This window comes from Candidatus Brevundimonas phytovorans (assembly GCA_029203145.1).
In the GTDB taxonomy this organism is placed as follows: Bacteria; Pseudomonadota; Alphaproteobacteria; order Caulobacterales; family Caulobacteraceae; genus Brevundimonas; species Brevundimonas phytovorans.
The window spans coordinates 17,001-37,854 of the sequence record CP119309.1 but is presented as its reverse complement, the minus strand read 5'-3'; the positions used below and the strand labels follow the sequence as shown (position 1 = coordinate 37,854).

19 protein-coding genes are annotated in these 20,854 nt (G+C 67.6%); 8 read left to right on the top strand and 11 right to left on the bottom strand.

All coding sequences use genetic code 11. The features are described from left to right. Nucleotides 1-7: 7 nt before the first annotated feature. Nucleotides 8-766: an enoyl-CoA hydratase-related protein gene (locus P0Y52_00155; protein ID WEK57985.1), complete on the bottom strand. Its 759-nt coding sequence runs from the start codon at nt 764-766 to the stop codon at nt 8-10. 156 nt (nt 767-922) lie between these two features. Here P0Y52_00155 and P0Y52_00150 point away from each other — a divergent pair, with 156 nt between their 5' ends. Beyond that, entirely contained in the window at nt 923-2,470 is a 1,548-nt protein-coding gene (locus tag P0Y52_00150; protein ID WEK57984.1) for an AMP-binding protein, read from the top strand. 145 nt (nt 2,471-2,615) lie between these two features. Here the strand turns inward: P0Y52_00150 and P0Y52_00145 are convergent, their stop codons facing one another. The 4 genes from P0Y52_00145 to P0Y52_00130 all read right to left on the bottom strand — a co-directional run bounded on the left by P0Y52_00145 (nt 2,616) and on the right by P0Y52_00130 (nt 7,679). Further along, complete coding sequence (locus P0Y52_00145) at nt 2,616-4,787, bottom strand: 3-hydroxyacyl-CoA dehydrogenase NAD-binding domain-containing protein (protein WEK57983.1); 2,172 nt, start codon at nt 4,785-4,787, stop codon at nt 2,616-2,618. A 27-nt stretch (nt 4,788-4,814) separates the two neighbouring features. Further along, complete coding sequence (locus P0Y52_00140; protein ID WEK57982.1) at nt 4,815-6,017, bottom strand: acetyl-CoA C-acetyltransferase; 1,203 nt, start codon at nt 6,015-6,017, stop codon at nt 4,815-4,817. Nucleotides 6,018-6,040: 23 nt separating this feature from the next. Then, entirely contained in the window at nt 6,041-7,102 is a 1,062-nt protein-coding gene (locus P0Y52_00135) for a CaiB/BaiF CoA-transferase family protein (protein ID WEK57981.1), read from the bottom strand. Between the two features lie 124 nt (nt 7,103-7,226). Continuing rightward, entirely contained in the window at nt 7,227-7,679 is a 453-nt protein-coding gene (locus P0Y52_00130) for a helix-turn-helix domain-containing protein (protein WEK57980.1), read from the bottom strand. Between the two features lie 130 nt (nt 7,680-7,809). Here P0Y52_00130 and P0Y52_00125 point away from each other — a divergent pair, with 130 nt between their 5' ends. Beyond that, nucleotides 7,810-9,051: an acyl-CoA dehydrogenase family protein gene (locus P0Y52_00125; GenBank protein WEK57979.1), complete on the top strand. Its 1,242-nt coding sequence runs from the start codon at nt 7,810-7,812 to the stop codon at nt 9,049-9,051. A 141-nt stretch (nt 9,052-9,192) separates the two neighbouring features. Here the strand turns inward: P0Y52_00125 and P0Y52_00120 are convergent, their stop codons facing one another. The 4 genes from P0Y52_00120 to P0Y52_00105 are packed head-to-tail and all read right to left on the bottom strand — an operon-like array spanning nt 9,193 to nt 12,240. Beyond that, the gene (locus tag P0Y52_00120) at nt 9,193-9,957 is read right to left on the bottom strand and encodes an SDR family NAD(P)-dependent oxidoreductase (protein WEK57978.1); all 765 of its coding nucleotides are present in this window, start codon (nt 9,955-9,957) and stop codon (nt 9,193-9,195) included. Then, a complete protein-coding gene (locus P0Y52_00115) occupies nt 9,954-10,847 on the bottom strand; it encodes a hydroxymethylglutaryl-CoA lyase (GenBank protein ID WEK57977.1) in 894 nt (297 codons plus the stop codon). The genes P0Y52_00120 and P0Y52_00115 overlap by 4 nt, the downstream gene beginning before the upstream one ends. Next, nucleotides 10,844-11,212, bottom strand: coding sequence for a DUF6285 domain-containing protein (locus tag P0Y52_00110; GenBank protein WEK57976.1), 369 nt, complete (start codon nt 11,210-11,212; stop codon nt 10,844-10,846). Before P0Y52_00110 ends, P0Y52_00115 begins: the two co-directional genes overlap by 4 nt. Beyond that, entirely contained in the window at nt 11,209-12,240 is a 1,032-nt protein-coding gene (locus P0Y52_00105) for a phosphotransferase family protein (protein ID WEK57975.1), read from the bottom strand. Before P0Y52_00105 ends, P0Y52_00110 begins: the two co-directional genes overlap by 4 nt. A gap of 105 nt (nt 12,241-12,345) precedes the next feature. Between P0Y52_00105 and P0Y52_00100 the strand changes: the two genes are divergently transcribed. The 3 genes from P0Y52_00100 (at nt 12,346) to P0Y52_00090 (ending at nt 16,425) form a co-directional block, all read left to right on the top strand. Then, nucleotides 12,346-13,497, top strand: coding sequence for an acyl-CoA dehydrogenase family protein (locus P0Y52_00100; GenBank protein WEK57974.1), 1,152 nt, complete (start codon nt 12,346-12,348; stop codon nt 13,495-13,497). A gap of 95 nt (nt 13,498-13,592) precedes the next feature. Then, nucleotides 13,593-14,084 (top strand): MarR family winged helix-turn-helix transcriptional regulator, encoded by a 492-nt coding sequence (locus tag P0Y52_00095; GenBank protein ID WEK57973.1) that lies wholly within the window; start codon nt 13,593-13,595, stop codon nt 14,082-14,084. 151 nt (nt 14,085-14,235) lie between these two features. After that, nucleotides 14,236-16,425, top strand: coding sequence for a TonB-dependent receptor (locus P0Y52_00090; GenBank protein WEK57972.1), 2,190 nt, complete (start codon nt 14,236-14,238; stop codon nt 16,423-16,425). 151 nt (nt 16,426-16,576) lie between these two features. On the opposite strand, the gene P0Y52_00085 is transcribed toward P0Y52_00090, so the two are convergent. Both P0Y52_00085 and P0Y52_00080 read right to left on the bottom strand, forming a co-directional pair. Beyond that, nucleotides 16,577-17,737 carry an alpha/beta fold hydrolase gene (locus P0Y52_00085; GenBank protein ID WEK57971.1) on the bottom strand — a complete coding sequence of 387 codons (1,161 nt, stop codon included), beginning with the start codon at nt 17,735-17,737 and terminating at the stop codon, nt 16,577-16,579. Further along, a complete protein-coding gene (locus tag P0Y52_00080) occupies nt 17,734-18,324 on the bottom strand; it encodes a VOC family protein (protein WEK57970.1) in 591 nt (196 codons plus the stop codon). The genes P0Y52_00085 and P0Y52_00080 overlap by 4 nt, the downstream gene beginning before the upstream one ends. Nucleotides 18,325-18,450: 126 nt before the next feature. Here P0Y52_00080 and P0Y52_00075 point away from each other — a divergent pair, with 126 nt between their 5' ends. From P0Y52_00075 to P0Y52_00065, 3 genes are all read left to right on the top strand, one after another. Then, a complete protein-coding gene (locus tag P0Y52_00075) occupies nt 18,451-19,767 on the top strand; it encodes an acyl-CoA dehydrogenase family protein (protein ID WEK57969.1) in 1,317 nt (438 codons plus the stop codon). Next, on the top strand, nt 19,764-20,249 hold the full coding sequence (locus tag P0Y52_00070) for a MaoC family dehydratase (GenBank protein WEK57968.1): 486 nt from the start codon (nt 19,764-19,766) through the stop codon (nt 20,247-20,249). Before P0Y52_00075 ends, P0Y52_00070 begins: the two co-directional genes overlap by 4 nt. Nucleotides 20,250-20,342: 93 nt before the next feature. Continuing rightward, nucleotides 20,343-20,831 carry a flavin reductase family protein gene (locus P0Y52_00065; GenBank protein WEK57967.1) on the top strand — a complete coding sequence of 163 codons (489 nt, stop codon included), beginning with the start codon at nt 20,343-20,345 and terminating at the stop codon, nt 20,829-20,831. The last annotated feature ends 23 nt before the right edge of the window (nt 20,832-20,854 follow it).

Below are 20,854 nucleotides of genomic sequence, written 5' to 3'. Positions count from 1 at the left end.
CGTCCTTCTAGCGGCCGACGAAGCGGGCGGGACGGCGGGCCCCGAAGGCGGCGGCGCCTTCCTGGAAGTCGGCGGTGCGGCCGGCGTCGGCCTGCGCCTCGCGCTCGACGTCCAGCGCCTGGGCGAAGCCGAGGTCGAGGGCCGCCCGCGCGGTGCGGCGCGCGGCGGCGTAGGCCAGGGTCGGGCCGTTCGACAGCCGCTCCAGCAAGACCTCGGCCTCGCCCGACAGCGCCTCGGGATCGACGGCCTTCCACGCCAGCCCCCAGGCCACGGCCTGTTCGGCGGTGATGCGCTCGCCGGTCATCATCAGCCCCAGAGCCCGATGCCAGCCCAGGGTGCGCGGCAGGAGCCAACTGGCCCCGCTGTCCGGCGCCAGACCGACCTGGGCGAAGGCGTAGCTGAGGAAGGCCGAGCGCGACATCAGGATCATGTCGGCGGCCAGGGCGATGGAGGCCCCTGCCCCGATGGCCGGGCCGTTGACCGCCGCGATCAGCGGGATCGGCAAGTCGGCCAGCTTGAGCAGCAGAGGATTGATATGGGTTTCCAGAATAAGGCCCGCGTCGTCCGGCAGGGGCGCGGACAGGGCGCCGCCGGCGCAGAAGGCCCGGCCCGCGCCCGTCAGCATCAGCGCCCGCGCGCCCGAGGCCAGCGCGGCGTCCACGGCGGCGTCCAGCGCCTCCATCATCGGTTCGCTCAGGGCGTTCATCCGCTCGGGCTGATCCAGCCGGATGATCGCGCCCTCGCCCTTGCGTTCAAATCCGATCATCGCACACCTCGCCGCGCCGCCCGGCCGTGCAAGTCGCGGCGAGAACGGCGAAAAAACGCCTGAACATGAGTTGACAGACATGGTTCGGGGCGGGATTAGATGTCAATAGATTTGACAATCTTTCCCGTCCTAGCGGCGGCAGGAGCACCCCTTTCGATGAGAATTACGCAGGGCCTGGTTCGCGCCGTCGTCACGGCCGCCGACCGCACCGCCACCATCGACGGCGACCGCCGCCGGGCCTGGCGCGAAGTCGGCGACCGCGTCGCCCGTCTGGCCGGAGGTCTGCGCACGCAGGCCGCACTCCAGACCGGCGACCGGGTCGCCGTCCTGGCCCATAACTGCGACGTCTATTTCGAGACCTATTTCGGCGTCCTCTGGGCCGGGGGCGCGCTGACGCCGCTGAACACCCGCCTGGCCACGCCCGAACTGGCCTTCCAGTTGAAGGACGCCGGGGTCGAGACCCTGTGCTTTGGCGAAGAGTTCGCCGCCGTCGCCGAACAGCTGCTGGCCGAGGGCGCCGTCAACCGCCTGATCGCCATGGACGGCCTGCCCGGCGCCTCGGCCCATCTGACGCATGAAGGCCTGATCCAGGCCTCGGAACCCGCCGAGGAGCATCTGGCCGCCAACGACGATCTGGCCGGCATCTTCTACACCGGCGGCACCACCGGCCTGCCCAAGGGGGTGATGCTGAGCCACGGCAATATGCACGCCATCGCCTCCAACCTGCTGATGACGATCCCGTTCGACGAGACGGGGGTCAATTTCCACGCCGCGCCCATGTTCCACCTGGCGGACATCGGCATCCTGTTCGCCACCATGACCGGCGCGACCCACGTCTTCCGTCGCAGCTTCAACGCCGAGACCATGCTGGAGGCCATCGCCGAGCATGGCGTAACCCACTGCTTCACCGTGCCCGCCGTCATCGACCGGATGGCCAAGTATGAGCGGCTGGATCAACTGGATCTGTCGAAGCTGAAAATGCTGGGCTACGGCGGCTCGTCCCTGCCCGCGGCCACCCTGGCCCTGGCGCGCGAGAAGTTCCCCAACATCGCCTTCATCCAGGGTTTCGGCCAGACCGAGATGGCCTCGGTCACGGTGCTGACGCCCCAGGACCACCAGTGCGCCGACGACCACCCGCGCCTGCGCTCGTGCGGCAAGGTGGCGCCGGGCTTTGAAATCCGCATCGTCGACGAGAACGGCGTCGAGGTCCCGCGCGGCCAGATCGGCGAGATCGTGGGCCGCGGCGACAACGTCATGCAGGGCTACTGGAACCGTCCCGAGGAAACCGCCGACGTGATGCGCAACGGCTGGCTGCACACCCGCGACGCGGGCTGGATGGACGAGGAAGGCTATATCTACATCACCGACCGACTGAAGGACATGATCGTGTCCGGGGCCGAAAACATCTACTCGATCGAGGTCGAGAACGCCCTGTCCTGGCACCCCGCCATCGAGGAAGCCGCCGTGATCGGCGTGCCCGATCCGACCTGGGGCGAGCGAGTCCATGCCCATATCGTCTGCAAGGCGGGCGCGGAGCAGCCCAGCCTTGAGGAGCTGTCCGCCTTCTGCCGCCAGCGCATCGCCGGCTACAAGACGCCCAAGAGCGTCAGCTTCAGCGAGGCCCGGCTGCCGCGCAGCGCCGCCGGCAAGATCCAGAAAGGCCCGGTCCGCGAGGTCGTGCTGAAAGAGCTGAACCTGGCCTGATCTCAGCGCCAGCAAGGAGGGGAAGAGGCGGGCAAGGGGTTGCCCGCCTTTTCTTTTGCCTGAAATCCAGCCTGGCCATCGGCCATAGAAAAAGGGCGGGACGCTCGCGCCCCGCCCTTCCCTGTTTTCAAGCCCTGTGCGGCGATCAGGCCGCCAGAGGCTTGGGCGCCGGATAGAAACGTTCGCCCGAGGCGGACATCGTCTTCAGCAGGGCCGGCGGCGCGAAACGCTCGCCGTACTGCGCGGCCAGGGCCTCGCAGGCGGCGGTGAACGCGGCCACGCCGATGCTGTCGATCAGGCTGATCGGGCCGCCGGTCCAGGGCGCGAAGCCCCAGCCCAGGATGGCGCCGACGTCGGCGTCGCGGGCGGCGGTGACGACGTTCTCGTCCATGCAGCGCGCGGCCTCGACGGCCTGACGATAGAGCAGACGCTGCTTCAGGTGCTCGACGAGTTCCGGCGTGGAACGCGCGATCTTGACCGGATACATCTCGGCCAGACCGGACCACAGGCTCTTGGCCCCGCCTTGCGGATAGTCATAGACGCCCTTGCCGTTCTTGCGGCCCCAACGTTCCAGAGCCACCATGTCGATCAGGAACTTGTCGGTGTCGCCGGCGGCCGGCGCCGGCAGGTTCAGGTCCTTGCGACGCTGACCCGCGACGCGGTCCACCAGGTCGATGGCCACGTCGTCCAGCAGTTCCAGCGGGCCGCGCGGCATGCCGGTCATCCGGCCGACGTTGTCGATGATGGCCGGGGCGATGCCCTCGATCAGCATCTCCAGACCTTCACGGATGTAGGTGTCGAACACGCGGCTGGTGAAGAAGCCGCGGCTGTCGTTGACGACGATCGGCACCTTCTTCAGCTGCTTGCAGTAGTCCAGCGCCTTGGCCAGGGTCTCCTGCGAGGTGGTCTTGCCGACGATGATCTCGACCAGCTCCATCCGGTCCACCGGCGAGAAGAAGTGGATGCCGATGAAGTTGGCCGGACGCTCGGAGGCCTCCGACAGGCCGGTGATCGGCAGGGTCGAGGTGTTGGAGGCGAAGACGGCGTCCGCCCCGATCTGGGCCTCGGCGCGCCTGGTCACATCGGCCTTCAGGGCGCGATCCTCGAACACGGCCTCGACCACCAGATCGGCGCCCTTGACGGCGTCATAGTCCGTGGTGGCGGTGATGCGGCCGACCAGTTCGTCGGCGGTTTGCTGGCTCATCGCGCCCTTGGCCACGGCCTTGGCGACCAGGGTTTCCGAATAGGCCTTGCCCTTGTCGGCGCCGGCCTGAGCCACGTCGATCAGGACGGTGTCGATGCCGACCCGCGCCTGAGCATAGGCGATGCCCGCGCCCATCATGCCGGCGCCCAGAACGGCGGCCTTCTTGACGGTGTAGGTCGGAACGTCCTGGGGACGGGCGCCGCCCTTGGCCAGGGCCTGTTTCGACAGGAAGAGCGAGCGGATCATGGCCCGCGCCTGCGGCGTCTGCTGGGTGTCCATGAACAGGCGCGACTCGACGCGAAGCGCCGCGTCCATCGGCAGGTTGAAGCCCTCATAGACGCAGCGGGCGATGTTCTTCTGGGCCGGATAGTTGCCGTAGCTCTTGGCCATGACCTTCGGCGGAACCATCACGAAGACGGCGCCGCCGATGTCCGAATAGGGGCCGTCCTTCATGACGTAGCCCTTGCGGTCCCAGGGCTGGACGCCCTCGCCGCCAGCCAGAATCCAGGCCTTGGCCGCGGCCAGAGCCTGACCCGGCTCGACCACTTCGTCGATGATGCCGATGACCTTGGCCTTCTCGGCGTCGACCGGCGCGCCGGTCAGCATCAGGTCCAGCGCGGCCTGCACGCCCGCCAGACGCGGGACGCGCTGGGTGCCGCCAGCGCCCGGCAGCAGGCCGATGGTCACTTCCGGCAGACCGACCTTGGCCTTGGTCGAGGCGACGCGATAGTGGGCCGCCAGGGTGAACTCGAAACCGCCGCCCAGGGCGATGCCCTCGATGGCCGCGACCACCGGCTTGCCGACGGTTTCCAGCGCACGAAGCGCCTTGCTCATGCGCGACGAGGCGGGAAGCGCGGCTTCACGGGCGGCGCCCTCGGCGCGGCCGCCGGCCGTCTCGCCCAGTTCGCCCAGGTCAGCGCCCGCGCAGAAGCCGTTGGACTTGCCCGAGGCGAGAATGGCGCCGCGAATGAAGAGGTCGTCGCGGATACGGGCCACGATGGCCTCGATATCGGCCACAGCACTGTCGGTGAAGGTGTTCATCGTGCGGCCCGGCACGTCGAACAGGAAGGTGGCGATGCCGTCGGCATCCACCGAAATGGTGAAGTTGTTCATGTCGTTGTCCTGACTGTCAGATCGCGATCAGACGCGCTCGATGATGGTGGCGGTGCCCATGCCGGCGCCGACGCAGAGGGTGGCGAGGCCGGTCGATTTGCCGGTGCGTTCCAGCTCGTCCAGCAGGGCGCCCAGGATCATGCCGCCGGTGGCGCCGAGCGGGTGGCCCATGGCGATGGCGCCGCCGTTCACGTTCATCCTGTCGTGCGGCACGTTCAGCTGCTGCATGAAGTACATGACCACCGAGGCGAAGGCCTCGTTCAGCTCGAACAGGTCGATGTCATCGATGCTCATGCCGGCCCGGGCCAGGGCCTTCTGCGTCACGGCCACCGGGCCGGTCAGCATGATGGTCGGCTCCGAGCCGATCGAAGCCGTGCCGACGATGCGGGCGCGGGGCTTGAGGCCCATCTTCTCGCCCATTTCCTTCGTGCCGATCAGCAGACCCGAGGCGCCGTCGACGATGCCCGAGGAGTTGCCGGCGTGGTGGACGTGGTTGACCGCTTCGATCTCGGGATAGCGCTGACGCATGATGGAATCGAAGCCCGCCGCGCCGAGACCGGCGAAGGAGGCCTTCAGCGCGCTCAGGCTTTCGACCGTGGTTTCGGGACGCATGAACTCGTCATGGGCCAGAACCGTCACGCCGCAGTGCTTGACCGGGACGATGGCGTTCCTGAAGCGATTGTCGGCCCAGGCGGCGGCGGCGCGCTTCTGGCTCTCGGCGGCGAAGGCGTCCACGTCGGTGCGGCTGAAGCCGGACAGGGTGGCGATAGCGTCGGCGCCGACGCCCTGGGGCGCGAAATAGGTGGTGAAGGCCACGTCGGGGTCCACCGACCAGGCGCCGCCGTCCGAGCCCATCTTGACCCGGCTCATGCTCTCGACGCCGCCGCCGATGGCGACGTCCGCCTCGCCGAAGACGATCTTGGCGGCGGCCGTGTTCACGGCTTCCAGACCCGAGGCGCAGAAGCGGTTCATCTGCACGCCGGCCACCGTCTGGGCCAGACCGGCGTTGATCGCCGCGACGCGGGCGATGTTGGCGCCCTGTTCGCCGATGGGAGCGACGCAGCCCAGGATCACGTCGTCGATCAGGCGGGTGTCGAGGTTGTTGCGGTCGCGCAGAGCTTGCAGCACCTGGGTCGCCAGCGAGATGGCGGTCACTTCGTGCAGGCTGCCCTTGGCGTTGCCCCGGCCGCGCGGGGTCCGCACGGCGTCATAGATATAGGCTTGTCTCACAGTCGTTTCCTCGGTTGTTCTGATCAGGCGCCGGGGGCGCGCGGAAGCGGCGCCGGCGTCAGGGAAAAGCGGGGCGCGGGGGCCGGCTGGGTCACGCCGTCCAGGTCGATGAAGGCCTGGCGCTGGGCGTTGTGCGGATAGGAAGGGGCCTCGGCGAAGGAGAGCACCGGGGCGAAACAGGCGTCCGACCCCTCCATCAGGGCGCGCCATTCGTCGCGGGTCTTGGCGGCGAAAATCTGGGTCAGACGGGCGCGGCGCGTCTCGCGCTCTGCGGCGCCGTCCTGATCCTTGAACATCGGATCATCGGTCAGGCCCGTGGCTTCCAGCATCCGCGCATAGAAGGGCGCTTCGATGGAGCCGATGGCGACATAGAGGCCGTCGGCGGTCTCATAGGTGTCGTAGTAGGGCGCGCCGGTGTCGAGGTAGTTGGTCCCCCGCTCGTCGCCCCAGATGCCCTGGGCGCGGAAGCCCCAGATCATGCCCATCAGCAGCGAGGCGCCGTCGGTCATGGCGCAGTCGATGACCTGCCCCTGCCCGGTCGAGCGCGCCGACAGGACGCCGGCCAGCATGGCGAAGGCCATCATCATGCCGCCGCCGCCGAAGTCGCCGACCATGTTGATCGGCGGGGTGGGCTTCTCGCCAGCCCGGCCAAAGGCGTTCAGGGCGCCAGTGATGGCGATATAGTTGATGTCGTGGCCGGCGGCCTTGGCCAGCGGGCCTTCCTGGCCCCAGCCCGTCATGCGGCCGTAGACCAGCTTCGGATTGTCCGCCAGCAGCACCTCGGGACCCAGACCCAGACGCTCCATGACGCCGGGGCGATAGCCCTCGACCAGGCCGTCGGCCTGACGGATCAGCTCACGCGCGGCGGCGCGGCCTTCTTCGCTCTTGAGGTCCAGTTCGACCCGCTTGCGCGAGCGCGCCAGCACGTCAGTGGGGTCGATCCTGGTGCCTGGCCGATCGATGCGGATGACCTCGGCGCCGTGGTCGGCCAGCATCATGCAGGCGAAGGGGCCGGGGCCGATGCCCGCCATCTCGATGATGGTCAGACCCGACAGGGTGCCGACGGATTTCGTCGCCGCGCTCATCGCGCGGACGCTCTGGCCGAAAGTCCGAAGATGTCGCTGAACATGACCGTCGCTCCCCGCACGCCCCTCTTGAAGAGGTCATACGGTGATCGACCGGCCGAACAATCTTGTCAAGAAATTTGACTTAAGCCGTTTCCAGTTCTGCCGTCGCCCCCGCATCCAGACCGCCCAGGAAGGCGCGCAGACCTTCGCGCATGATCTCCAGGCTGTCGGCCCCCACGGCCTGCTCCAGCTCGGCCTCGAGGTCCCGCAGGATCTTCTGCGCGTCGTCACGAATGGCGTGGGATTCCGGCGCGAAGCGGACGATGCGGGCCCGCCGGTCGGCCGGGTCGGGGACCAGTTCCACCAGCTTGTTTTCGACCATCTCGGCCAGGAACTGGCTCATGGCCTGACGCGAAATGCCCAGGTTCTCGGCCATGCGCGCTGCGCGCGTCTCGCCGTTGGCGACATTGACCAGGACCAGCGACTGGGTCCGGCTCAGCTTGCCCCAGCCACGGGCGTCCAGCCGCGACTGCAATTGCTCGTCGAACCAGTAGACGGTGCGGACGAGATCGAGCATCAGAAGCGAGCGAGTCATCGGGCCAGTGTCGCCGTCCTGCGCCTTCGGGGAAAGCCCGAAAACGGCGTCATGTCGATTTTTAGTCAACTTACTTGACATTCATCGCCGCACGCCGCGAACTGGACCTCCCACAGGGGAGGATAAAAACATGACGAGCCAAACGCTCGCGGACCGGCGCATTCCTGCCGGCGACGATTTTCTGGCGCCCGAGGCGGTCGCCGCCCTGACCCCGGCCGAGCTGACCGCACGGATCACGGCGCTGAAGCCCATGATCGCCGCCGCCTCCGCCGAGGCCGAGCGCCTGCGCCGCCCGGTGGACGCGGTGTGGAACGCCCTGCGCGCCACCGGCTATTTCTACATGTACGTGCCGCGCCGCTTCGGCGGGCTGGAGTTCGAGCCCCAGGCCTATATCGACGCCACGCTAGAGATCTGCGAGGCCTGCCCGTCGACCGGCTGGACGGCCAGCTTCGCCGCCGAGCACAACTGGCTGATCGCCCAGTTCCCGGAAAAGACTCAGGCCGAGGTCTGGGGCCGCACCCCCTATGTCATCGCCCCCAGCGTCGCCGCCCCTCCGGGCAAGGCCGTGCGTGTGGACGGCGGCTTCCGTATCTCGGGCCGCTGGAAGTTCGGCACCGTCGTCATGCACGCCGACTGGGTCATGCTGAACGCCATGGAAGACATGGGCGAGGGCAAGCCGCCGGTCGTGCGCATGATGCTGGCGCGCGCCGAGGACGTGAAGGTGCTGGACACCTGGTTCATGAGCGGCATGGCCGCCACCGGCTCCAATGACATTGTCGCCGAGGAGCTCTTCATCCCCGAGGCCTACAGCTTTGTGATGTCCGAGGTCCGCACCGGGCGGGGCAACGGCTCGCGCATCCACGCCAATCCGCTCTACGCCGCGCCCATGCTGCCGCAGTTGTGCGTGACGGCGGCCCTGCCCTCGGTCGGCGCGGCCAAGGCGGCGGTCGAGCTGGGCCGCCAGCGGCTGACCGTCCACACCAAGATGGGCGGCCAGTCGACCCAGGTGGACAAGCCCGCCGCCCAGATGCGTCTGGCCCGCGCCGACCTGATGGTGCGCTCCGCTGAACTGTCGATCCGTCAGGCCGCCGACGAAAATCTGAAGCTGTCGGCGATGAGCGACGAGGACCAGTTGCCTCATCGCCTGCGTCTGCGCGCCCAGATCGCCTATGCCGTCAGCCAGTGCCTGGAAGCGGTGCGGACCTGCTGCGACTCCTCCGGGTCGGGCATCTACGCCCTCGACAACCCGATGCAGCGCATCCTGCGCGACATCGAGGTCATGGCCAGCCACATCGTCTACGACATGGACGTGTCCACCGAACTGCACGGTCGCTCGCTGGTCGGCCTGGCGCCGAACTCGCTGTTGACCTGAGCGGCTCTCCCTCCCTCGAAACCCTCCACTGCCCATTCGGCAAAGGGGACCGTTCGCGGTCCCCTTCTTTTTTGCCTGGTGCGGGCCGGACATGAAAAAGGGGCCCGACAAGGCCCCTTTTCCGATCGGATTTCCGAGGGATCAGTCGATATGCTGACCGTCGTCGATCTTGATGACGGCGCCGGTCGTGTAGGCGGCGGCGTCCGAGGTCAGGAAGCTGATGGTCGGCGACAGGGCGTCGATGGGCATCAGGCGCTTGCGCGGCAGCTTGGAGATCATCTTCTGGCCCGCCTCGCTGGTGAACCACTCCTCGTTGATGTCGGTCAGCATATAGCCGGGGCAGACGACGTTGACGCTGATGCGGGCGCGCGACCACTCATTGGCCAGGGCCCGACCCAGCATGACCGCCGAGGCCTTGGACGCGCAGTAGGCCACCAGACCGGTCAGGGCGTGCAGGCCGCCCATCGAGGCCAGGATGACCACGCGCCCCCGCTCGGACCGGCCGCTGGCCAGCAGGCGGCGACCGCCCTCGCGCGCGGTCAGGAAGACGCCGCGACTGTTGACCGCCTGGATCTGGTCGAACTCGTCGATGGGCAGGTCGGTGGCGGGGCCGTCGGCGTTGACCCCGGCGTTGGCGATGACGGTGTCGACCAGACCAAAGCGCGCCTCGGCGGCGTCATAGCCGGCGATGACCGAGGCCTCGTCCGACACGTCCATCGACACGGCCAGGGCCTCGCCGCCCGCCGCCTCGATCTCCGCCACCAGGGCCGCCAGCCGGTCGGCCCGGCGCGCGGCCAGCACCACCCTGGCGCCGCCCCGCGACAGGACGCGGGCGAACTCGGCGCCGATGCCAGACGAGGCGCCGGTGATCAGGGCCACGCGGCCTTCATGCGTCAGTTGGGTCATGCGTCTTTCCTCTCGCGTGCGGACTGCCAGGCGCGCATCATGGCGCTGGTCCGAGTCCGCTGCAGTTTTTCATTGAGCCAGACGGCGGCTTCGCAGACGGCGTCGATGTCCACCGCCATCCGACCGTTCAGGGCATAGGCCACGTCCTCGGTGGCGACATTGCCCGCCGCCCCCGGCGCGAAGGGACAGCCCCCGGTGCCGCCGATCGAGGCGTCCACGGTGACGGCGCCCGCCGCCACAGCGGCCACGGCGTTGGCCACGCCCGTGCCGCGCGTGTCATGGAAGTGGACGCGAACCGGCAGGGGTCGCACAGCCTCGACTACCGCCGCGACCAGGAACGACACCTCGTCCGGGCGGGCCGCGCCGATGGTGTCGGCCAGGGCGATCTCCAGCGGCCCGAAGGCGGCCAGACGGCGCGCCATGTCGACCACGCGCGCCGGATCAACCGCGCCCGACAGTGGGCAACCGAAGGCGACCGAAATCGTCACCTGCGCGTCCCGGCCTGCGGCCCGCGCCTGTTCGATGACGCGTCCGGCCATCGCGATGCTGGCGTCCACGTCCAGACCCTGATTGGCCGTGCCGAAGACGTCCGAGGCCGCGACCACGACGCCCAGCTCATGCACGTCCGTCGCCAGCGCGCGCCCGGCGCCGCGCTCGTTCAGCACCAGGCCGATGGTGCGCACGTCCTCGCGACGCGGCAGGGCGGCGATCACCGCCTCGGCGTCGGCCATCTGCGGCACCAGCCTGGGATTGACGAAGCTGGCGACCTCGATCCGGCGTGCGCCCGCCGCAACGGCCCGTTCGATCAGGGCGACCTTGTCTGCGGTCGACAGGATGGTCTTTTCGTTCTGCAGGCCGTCGCGCGGCGAGACCTCGACCCATTCGATCATGCTGAGATGTCCTTCGGCGCCGCCAGTTCGTGGCGATAGCGCGGCTGGTCGATGGCCAGGGCAGCCAGCGCCGTGCGGCGCAGATGGTCGAAGACCAGCGGATCATCGCCGCTGACCGTCCCGTCGCGCAGGCCCTCGGCCAGGGCGGCGTTCAGCACGGCATAGTCGCCGTCCCGGCCCAGAATCGTCCGCATCCGGGCGACAGCGGCGGCTTCAGCAGCGGGCCATTGGGCCAGTTCGCGCGACACGATGCCGAGAGCGTTGGCGGCCACCTTGCGGTGGAAGCCGTCCGCCGAGGTCGGCGGCGATCCCAGCCAGGCGACGGTCGCCTCGACCAGTTCTTCCTTGCGCGGACCTTCGATCATCGCGACGCCTCCATCAGGGCCAGAAGATCGACTTCGCATTCGCTGAGACGCCGGCCGATCACGGCGCGCTCGACCGACCGCGACGCGCCAGACGCAAAGGTGCGGTACATCATCATCGTCACCACGGCCCATTTGAACGTGCCGACCGCCTGCCAGAAACGGACGCGCTCGACCGACCACGGCTCGCCGCCCGCCGCGCGGTAGGCGTCCAGCAAGACCTCCAGATCAGCGAAGCCCCCGACCACCCTATCCGTCACGCCAAAGCGCCAGCTGTTGACGCAGAGCCAGCCCAGATCCTCGGCCGGGTCGCCCAGATGGGCCAGCTCCCAGTCCAGCACCGCGGTCAGACCCTGATCGGGATCGACCATCAGATTGCCGTTGCGGAAGTCGCCGTGAACCAGCCGCGGCTGGACCGGCGCCGGCAGGCGGGCCTCCATCCATTTCAACGCCGCCTCCATGACGGGGCGCGGATTGCTGCTCCTGCGATAGATGTCGGCGTAGCGGTCCAGCACGGCCCGACCGTCCTGAACCTCCAGCGGCGGCAAGCCTGGGGGGTGGATGGCGTGGATGCGAGCCAGGGCCTCGCCGCACTGGCGGCCGAGAATCTCGCGCGCCGGGGCGAAGGCGGGGTCGGCGGCGATGCGGCGGCCCAGGGTCTCGCCCGAGACCCGCTCGACCACATAGGCCTCGCCCAGACCGTCGGCTTCGCCGCAGTCGCGCACCAGACGGGCGACGGCCACGCCGCCCTCCTCCGCCGCCTTCAGCAGTCTGGCCTCGACCGGCAATGCCAGGGAGGTTTCGAACACCTCGGCCTCGCCGCCCCCGCCGCGACGGCGCAGGATCAGGGGACGCAGGTCGCTCTCGCCTTCAATATCGAAGGCCCAGGTTTCCAGACTGGCGCCGCCGGTCAGGCGGCGCAGGCCCGTGGCGCGCGCGCCGCCGGGGGCCAGGACTGACGCCAGAGCGTCGAGTTTGGCCAGAACGAGATCAGCCGGTTCGGACGCCGGTGCGGGTTGAGAGGCGGACATGGCGAATGGATGACCGAAGCGGCCGATCTTTGTCAAATAGATTGACGTTCATCGCGCAAACAGGACAGGATGAAACCCACTTTTGTTCCAGTCTGCGAGCCCCCGATGAGCGCCCACGCCGGTCCCTCCGCCTACACCCAGGAAGACATCGACCTGTTCCGCGAGGGCCTGTCGAAATTCCTCGACGCAGAATGCCCGCCCGAGGCGATCGAGCGCTGGAACCACAACAAGATCGTTCCCCGCGACCTGTGGGCCAGGGGCGCCGCATTCGGCCTGCTGGGCCTGTCGGTTCCTGAAGAATACGGCGGCATGGGCGCCGACTTCCGGCACGAACGCGTGGTCATAGAGGAGTTCGGCGCGCGCGGCATGGAGGGCTGGGGCGTGCCCCTGCACAACATGATCGTGGCCCCCTATCTGATCGCCTTCGGCACCGAAGAACAGAAGCAGAAGTGGTTGCCAGGCGTGGTCTCGGGCGAGATCGTCCTGGCCATCGCCATGACCGAGCCCGGCACCGGATCGGACCTGCAAGCCATCCGCACCCGCGCCCGTCTGGACGGCGACGAATGGGTGCTGAACGGCCAGAAGACCTTCATCTCCAACGGCCAGACGGCGGACCTGATTCTGGTCGTGTGCCGCACCTCGGACAACGGATCGCGCGGTATTTCGTTGATCGCGGTCGAGGGCGACCGGCCCGGCTTCGTGCGCGGGCGCAACCTCGACAAGATGGGCCGCGCCGCCCAGGACACATCGGAACTCTTCTTCGAGGACGTGCGCGTCCCGGCCTCCAATCTGGTCGGCGAGGTCGAGGGCAAGGGCTTTGGCCAGCTGATGCAGATGCTGCCGCAGGAACGGCTCGGCATCGCCGCCATGGGTCTGGCGATTCTGGAGCGGGCGCTGAAGCTGACGGTCGACTACACCCGCGAACGCCAGGCCTTCGGCAAGCCGCTGATGGAGTTCCAGAACACCCAGTTCACCCTGGCCGACATCAAGACCAAGGCGGTCATCGCCCGCAGCTTCATCGACGCCTGCACCGAAAAGCTGATCCGCGGCGAACTGGACGCCGCCACCGCCTCCATGGCCAAGCTGTGGATTACCGAGACCGAACTGGACGGGGTCAACCGCTGCCTGCAGCTGTTCGGCGGCTACGGCTATATGAACGAATATCCGATCGCCCAACTCTACAAGGACGCCCGGATCGACACGATCCACGGCGGCACGTCTGAGGTCATGAAACTGCTGATCGCCCGCACGCTTTGAGCAAAGCGATGCGACCTGGACGCGAGTCAGGCTAGAGAGAATTCTGCTTGGCGCGTCGCGGGTGACAAAGGCATAACTCGGTTCAGGAGCCGCTCATGATCTTCAAATCCGACTACCTGATCGTGCCCTTGCTGGCCGGCTTCGAATGGTTCGACGAGAGCCTGCAGATGAGCCTGCGCGAAGCGGGCTGGCCGCACCTGACCCGGCCGGAGTCGATGGTGATGATGCACGTCCAGATGGACGTCAACCGCCCGGCCGACATCGCCCGCAGCCTGCGCCTGACTCGTCAGGCCGTGCATTCGACCATCAACTCCCTGGTCGAGCGCGGCGTCTTTGAACTGGTGGACGACCCCACCGACGGCCGCATCCGCATCGTGCAACTGACGCCGATGGGCAAGGCCATGCGTCAGGACGCCCGCAAGATCGTCGAACATCTGAGCCAGGAGTTGAGCCGCCGCATTGGCGCGCGTCGCGTCAAGGCCCTGCACGAAGCCTTCGCCGGCGACTGGGGGCCGCCTGTCCTCCACGCGCTCAGCGAGGCCGAATCCGGGGTCTCGGCCTTTCCGGCGGCCATGAGACAAAAATAGTAAAGTAACTTGACGACTACCCCGTAAGGGGATTGTCTACTTTCTTGACAATGCGGGCCGCCAAGAGCCCCGGTCAGGGAGGATGATCTGCGACCCGCTCAGGGCCGCACCCCTCCTCGTTGCCAATCAAGCCTCCCTGATCGGAGGCCGCATGGGGAGGAAACGCATGCGCTACAAATACCTGATGCTGCTGGCGTCCAGCAGTCTGGCGCTCGGCTCGACGGCTCACGCTCAAGCCGTTCCACAGGACGCCGCCGCCGACACGCCCGTCACCTCGGTCGGCGAGGTTCTGGTCACGGCGCGCAAGCGCACCGAACGCCTGCAGGACGTGCCGATCTCGGTCAACGTCACCAGCGGCGAGGAACTGGCCAGCCAGGACATTCGCAACCTGGAATCCCTGTCGGGATCGGTGCCCAACCTGCACATCCAGGCCACGCCGGGCAATAACGCCATCTATATCCGCGGCATCGGCTCCTCGCCGGGCAACCTGGCCTTTGAGCAGTCGGTCGGCCTGTTCGTCGACGGCGCCTATGCCGGGCGCGGCCGCCAGTTCGCCGCCCCCTTCCTGGACGTGGCGAGCGTCGAGGTCCTGCGCGGCGCCCAGGGCGCCCTGTTCGGCAAGAACACCGCCGCCGGCGCCATCAACATCACCTCCAATGGTCCCACCGCCAGTCGTGAGATGTCGACCACCGTCACCGGCACGATCGACGGCGACAACGGCTATGAGATCACGCAGATCATCTCGGGGCCGATCACCGACAAGCTGCTGGTCCGCCTGGCCGGCAAGTACAGCGACAACGAAGGCTGGCTGGAAAACACCACCACCGGCGACCACAATCCGGCGCGCGAGGACCTGATCGGTCGCGCCGTCATCGACTACCTGGCCAGCGACACCCTCTCCTTCCGCCTCAAGGTCGAGGGCGCCAGCCAGGACCTGACCGGCCAGCCGATGAGCAGCGTGGCGCCGGGCGGGGCCAAGGCCTTCACCCGCGCCACCACGCCCGGCGTGCCCGACTTCGACAACGCCAACAGCTTCAACAGCGTGCTGACGGTCAACAAGGACTTCGCCAACGGCGTGACCCTGACCGCCATCACCGCCTATTCGGCCTTTGACTACGACAAGCAGATCGACAGCGATTTCACGATCAATCCGCTGCTGCGCACCACCTTCCAGGAAGAATTCAACCAGGTGTCGCAGGAGGTCCGTCTGACCTCGCCCAACGACGGGGCGCTGACCTGGATCGTCGGCGCCTATGCGCACCGCAACGAGATCGACATGCATCAGAATTCCAGCATTCTGATGGGCCCCTTCAATGGCGCCAGCGACCGTCTGTTCAACCAGACCGACGAGAGCTACTCGCTCTATGGTCAGGCCACCTACGCCCTCAACGACCAGTGGAAGCTGACCGCCGGCCTGCGCCAGACCTGGGAAGACAAGGCCGCGGATCAGACCCGCGCCACCACCGGCGCCCTGCCCCCGGCCTGGGTCAACACCCCCCTGAGCGGCCAGCGCAAGGAAAGCCAGCTCGATCCCTCGGTGCAGGTCCAGTACGTTCTGGACCGCAACACCATGTTCTACGCCTCCTACGCCAAGGGCTCGAAAGCCGGCGGTTTCGTCGGCGCCCAGTCGACCGGCGGTCAGGCCGCGTTCGAGTTCGAGGGCGAGACCTCGCAGTCGGTGGAGATCGGGACCAAGCTGACCCTGCTGGACGGACGCGCCACCCTGAACCTGGCGGCCTACACCTCCAAGTTCGAGGATCTGCAGGTTTCGGGCTTCAACGCCGCCACCAACGCCTTCATCACAACCAACGCCGCCAGCGCCAAGAGCCAGGGCGTCGAGGCCGAGGGCATGGTGCGTCTGCATCCGTCCGTCACACTGTCGGGCTCGATCGCCTATAACGACGCCAAGTACGACTCCTATCCCACCGCGCCCTGCGTCTACAAAAACGGCGTGGCCCCGCCAGCCAACTGCGTCGAGGACATCGGCGGCGTGCGTCTGCCGCGCGCGCCGAAATGGTCGGGCGCCCTGACGCTGAACGTCGATCATCCGCTCGACAACGGCATGCGGGTTCAGGCCGACGCCACCGTGCGCGGTCGCAGCGGGACCTATCTGGAAGAGAACCTGAACCCCCTCTCCTATCAGGAAGGCTTCTCCAAGGTGGATCTGCGCCTCGGTCTGGTCACGGCTGACGATCGCTGGACCCTGGCCCTGATCGGCCGCAACCTGACCGACGAACTGACGGCGTCCCATTCGTTCGGCACGCCCTTCCTCGCCGGCTCCCAGACCTATGTGGTCGATCCGGGCCGGGTCGTCTCGGTCCAGCTGGGCCTGCGCTACTGATCCCTTCCTCGTCCGGGGTCTGATCGGAGCCCCAGACAAACTGGCCGGAGCCGTCCCCCGACGCTCCGGCTTTTTTCTGCCCGCTGTCCGGGGCGCAAAGAAAAACGGCCGGTCCCGCCAGGGACCGGCCGTTGATGGCCTCAGTCGTCGATCAGAAGGTGGCGTTCAGCCACTCGACGAAGACGGTCGCCGATTCCGCCGCCTTGTCGGGCTGGCCGGAATAGTAGTGGTTGGCGCCCTTGATGACCGCGTGGGTCTGGGGCGCCTTGACCGCGGCCGCCATCAGGCGGCCTGCGTGGCTGGGGGTGCAGGCGTCGTCGGCGCTGTTCTCGATGACCAGCATGGGGACGGTGATCCGCGCCGCGCACTTCAGCCCGTCAGCGTTGGAATAGTCATAGGACCATTGCGACATCCACGACCGCAGGGTCGAGAAGCGCGCCAGACCGACCGGGCCGTCGTTGACCACCACCGGATCGCCCAACATGCAGTAGTTCGGGCGACGGTCGCTGGGCTCCAGCGTCTCGTCGATGAAGCGCGGGTCGGCCATGGTCCCCTGCACGACGAAACCGCGCTCGTGGTTGTGCAGACCGGCGGCCTTCAGCTCGGCCAGCTGCGCCTTCACCCAGGCCGTGATGCGGCGGTTGCGGGCGATCTGCGCCTCACGATAGCGGGCGATGAAGTCCGCCGAATAGGGCGCCTGGTTGGGGTTGGCCGGGTCGTAGATGTTCAGTTCGGGATCGCGGTCGAAGGGGCGGGCCTCGTCCGTCACCGAGGGATCGATCCACTCGGTCAGGGTCAGGTTGCGCGACAGGTGGGCCGCCAGAAGCGCGATGCCGTCCGCCGGGATCAGGTCAGCCTTCGTCAGGTCGATCGGGTCGCCCGCCGGGGTCTGGGTCACGGTCGGGTTCTCGGCTTCCGCCTGATAGAAGAGCGACAGGGCGCCGCCGCCGGACCAGCCGCCGAGAATGACCTTCTTGTAGCCCAGACGCTCCTTCGCATCCCGGATGCAGGCGCCCAGATCGAGCGCGCATTTTTCCATGATCAGGGCGTTGTCGATGCCCCGATAGCGGCTGTTGCAATAGATGACGTGGACGCCCTGCTTGGCCAGGGCCGCCGGCATGGGCAGCCAGGCGCCGCCGCCGATCGGGTGCATCATGATGACGACGGTGTCGGACTCGACGTCCGCCTTCAGCAGGTGGGCCTCCAGCGCGACCGAGCCCTCGGCGCCGCCATAGGTGTCCTTGAAGGTCGCCTGCTCCTGGAAGACGATCAGATAGGGAATGCGCTGATACTTCTTCTTCACGGCGCTCATCCCTTCAGCTCCGACTGGGGCTTGCCGCGTCGATCCAGCGCCTCGGCGCCGAACTTGGCTTCCTTTTCCGCACGGGTGCGGGCCGACCAGTCCTTGATCAGCTGCGGCAGGATGGCCTTCTCCTCGGCCAGGATGCGGTCGTGGTCGGCGGTGCGGCAGGTGACTTCGACCTGGATGCCGTTGGGATCGTACATATAGACCGAGCGGACGAAGTGATGCTCGACCGGGCCCAGGCAGCTGACGCCGTGCGAGCGGATGCGCTGCTGGATTTCCAGCATGTGCGCCTCGTCGCGCGCCTGCAGCGCGATGTGCATGTCGAAGCTGTCCTTGCGCTTGAACCAGCTCGGGTCGGCGGTGGAGGGCGCGTCGAAGAAGGCGACGAAATTGCCGTCCTCCATCTCGAAGAAGATATGCATGTAGGGGACCGGATCGCCCGAGCCCGGCACCTCGTCCAGCACGATGCCAGCCGAGGCCTTCAGCCCCATGACGTCCTCGTAGAACCAGCGCGTCTGCTCGGCGTCACGACAGCGGAAGGCCGCGTGATGCAGGGCCTGCAGGCCGCTTGGGGGGAACGTGGTCGTGCCCATGGAATCCATCCTTCCTGACGTTTCTTGTCTTGATTTCACTCCATACCGGCGCCCGATGTTTGTCAAATTGCTTTACGTTATTCCTCGACCCGCCTAGGCTCGATCCAACGATAAGGAGGAGCCGAAATGGACTTCGAACTGCCCGCCGAACTGACCGGCTATCTGGCGGAACTGGACGCCTTCATCGCGGCCGAGATCGCTCCGCTTCAGGCGCAGGACGACAACGAACGCTTCTTCGACCACCGCCGCGAATGGGCCCGCACCGACTATGATCGGGGCGGCCTGCCCCGCCACGACTGGGAAGACCTGCTGGCCGAGGCCAAGCGTCGCGCCGACGCCGCCGGCCATCTGCGCTTCGCCCTGCCCGCCGAGTTCGGCGGCAAGGACGGCTCCAACCTGGCCATGGCCGTGATCCGCGAGCATTTCGCCGCCAAGGGCCTGGGCCTGCACAACGACCTGCAGAACGAACACTCGATCGTCGCCAACTATCCGCAGGTGCTGATGTTCCGCGACTTCGGGACGCCGGCCCAGCGTGAGGAATTCATCGGCGGCATTCTGAACAACACCCGCTCGATCTGCTTCGGCCTGACCGAGCCGGAGCACGGCTCCGACGCCACCCACATGGAGACGGTCGCCGTTCCCGAGACCCGCGACGGCGTCGCCGGCTGGCGCATCGACGGCGAGAAGATGTGGACGACGGGGATGCACGTCGCCACCCACGTCATGGCCTTCTGCCGCACCTCGGGCAAGGCGGGCGACGCCGACGGCATCAGCTGCCTGCTGGTCCCGGCCGAGGCGCCGGGCGTCAAGGTCGAGGAGTATCTGTGGACCTTCAACATGCCCACGGACCATCCGCGCGTCAGCTTCACCAAGGTCTGGGTGCCGGAAGACGCCATGTTCGGCCCGGTCGGCGGCGGCCTGGCCCTGGCCCAGCATTTCGTCCACGAGAACCGCATCCGTCAGGCGGCCTCGTCGCTGGGCGCCGCCGATTTCTGCGTCAAGCAGAGCGTGGCCTACGCCCGCGCCCGCAAGCCCTTCGGCAAGCCGCTGGCGGTCAATCAGGCGATCCAGTTCCCGCTGGTCGAACTGGCCACCCAGATCGAGATGCTGCGGCTGATGATCCGCAAGACGGCCTGGGAGATGGACCGGATGTCCAAGCCCGAGGTCGCGACCACGCTCTCGGATAGGGTCTCCATGTGCAACTACTGGGCGAACCGTCTGGTCTGTCAGGCCGCCGACACGGCCATGCAGGTGCACGGCGGCATGGGCTATTCGCGCCATACCCCGTTCGAGCATATCTATCGTCACCACCGTCGCTATCGGATCACCGAGGGTGCGGAGGAAATCCAGATGCGCAAGATCGGAGCCTGGATGTTCGGTTTCGCCGGCCCCAACAAGATCGCCCGCGAACCGAAGGCCGCCCAATCGAGCGCAGAGGCGTGAGCGATCCGTTCGTCGTCGCCTTCAGCGACCTGCCGGACATGGCGGGTCGCGACCTCGGCGTGTCCGACTGGCTGAACCTCGACCAACCGCGGATCAACCAGTTCGCCGACGCCACCGACGACCATCAGTGGATCCACGTCGACGTCGAGCGGGCGACGCAGGAACAGGGCGGCCCCATCGCCCACGGCTTTCTGACCCTGTCGCTGCTGCCCCGGCTGCAGGACGACCTGTTCCGCATTGAAGGCGCGGCCAAGGTGCTGAACGTCGGCGTCAACAAGGTGCGCTTCGTCTCTCCGGCCCCGGCGGGCGGGCGCGTGCGCATGCGGCAGACGGTGGCGGCGGTCGAGCCGCGCGCCGGCGGCTGGCAGATCATCAGCGACTGCGTGATCGAGGGCGAGGGTCAGGACAAGCCCCTCTGCGTCGCCCAGAGCGTCATGCTGGCCCTGCCTGCACCAAACGCCGAGGTCGCGGACGCGGCCTGATTAGTAAAGTAACTTGACATATATTTCCCCGGTCGCAGTATCGGGGAAATCATGTCCGGCAACAGGACAGGCTCACCGGGAAGGACGACGGCCATGGACGACGCTCTGGCGCCCGCGCTGAAAAGCGCCCTGCGCAATCTGGTGCGTTCGGTCGTCGTGGTCACGGCCCAGGTCGACGGCCAGCCCTTCGCCATGGCGGCCACCGCCGTCAGCGAGGTCAGCATGGACCCGCCCTCCATGCTGGTCTGCATCAACCGCAACGCCGCCATCTTCCAGGCCATCGACGCCGGGTCGGACCTGATGCTGAACGTGCTGAGCGCCGACCACGAGGCCGTGTCGCGCGCCTGCGGCGGCGGCGTGCGGGGCGGCGAACGCTTCGCCATCGGCTGTTGGGAAGGGGCCGTCGAGGGCCGCCCGCCCTTCCTGCGCGACGCCTGCGCCGTCATTCATCTGACCCAGGCCAATGTGGTCGACCACGGCAGCCACCGGGTCGTCATCGGCGACGTCCTGTCCGTCACCCTGCCCTCAAGCCTGCCGCCCCTCGCCTATTTCGACGGCCGCTATGTGCAGGTGGCCGCCTGACCTGACCGACGCCCAAAAGCCGC

Coding starts and splice junctions, on each gene's coding strand:
- P0Y52_00095 (WEK57973.1), top strand. CDS start 13,593: ATGATCTTCAAATCCGACTACCTGATCGTGCCCTTGCTGGCCGGCTTC.
- P0Y52_00145 (WEK57983.1), bottom strand. CDS start 4,787: ATGAACAACTTCACCATTTCGGTGGATGCCGACGGCATCGCCACCTTC.
- P0Y52_00120 (WEK57978.1), bottom strand. CDS start 9,957: ATGACCCAACTGACGCATGAAGGCCGCGTGGCCCTGATCACCGGCGCC.
- P0Y52_00105 (WEK57975.1), bottom strand. CDS start 12,240: ATGTCCGCCTCTCAACCCGCACCGGCGTCCGAACCGGCTGATCTCGTT.
- P0Y52_00090 (WEK57972.1), top strand. CDS start 14,236: ATGGGGAGGAAACGCATGCGCTACAAATACCTGATGCTGCTGGCGTCC.
- P0Y52_00150 (WEK57984.1), top strand. CDS start 923: ATGAGAATTACGCAGGGCCTGGTTCGCGCCGTCGTCACGGCCGCCGAC.
- P0Y52_00085 (WEK57971.1), bottom strand. CDS start 17,737: ATGAGCGCCGTGAAGAAGAAGTATCAGCGCATTCCCTATCTGATCGTC.
- P0Y52_00130 (WEK57980.1), bottom strand. CDS start 7,679: ATGACTCGCTCGCTTCTGATGCTCGATCTCGTCCGCACCGTCTACTGG.
- P0Y52_00115 (WEK57977.1), bottom strand. CDS start 10,847: ATGATCGAATGGGTCGAGGTCTCGCCGCGCGACGGCCTGCAGAACGAA.
- P0Y52_00125 (WEK57979.1), top strand. CDS start 7,810: ATGACGAGCCAAACGCTCGCGGACCGGCGCATTCCTGCCGGCGACGAT.
- P0Y52_00075 (WEK57969.1), top strand. CDS start 18,451: ATGGACTTCGAACTGCCCGCCGAACTGACCGGCTATCTGGCGGAACTG.
- P0Y52_00080 (WEK57970.1), bottom strand. CDS start 18,324: ATGGGCACGACCACGTTCCCCCCAAGCGGCCTGCAGGCCCTGCATCAC.
- P0Y52_00135 (WEK57981.1), bottom strand. CDS start 7,102: ATGAGCGCGGCGACGAAATCCGTCGGCACCCTGTCGGGTCTGACCATC.
- P0Y52_00100 (WEK57974.1), top strand. CDS start 12,346: ATGAGCGCCCACGCCGGTCCCTCCGCCTACACCCAGGAAGACATCGAC.
- P0Y52_00110 (WEK57976.1), bottom strand. CDS start 11,212: ATGATCGAAGGTCCGCGCAAGGAAGAACTGGTCGAGGCGACCGTCGCC.
- P0Y52_00065 (WEK57967.1), top strand. CDS start 20,343: ATGGACGACGCTCTGGCGCCCGCGCTGAAAAGCGCCCTGCGCAATCTG.
- P0Y52_00155 (WEK57985.1), bottom strand. CDS start 766: ATGATCGGATTTGAACGCAAGGGCGAGGGCGCGATCATCCGGCTGGAT.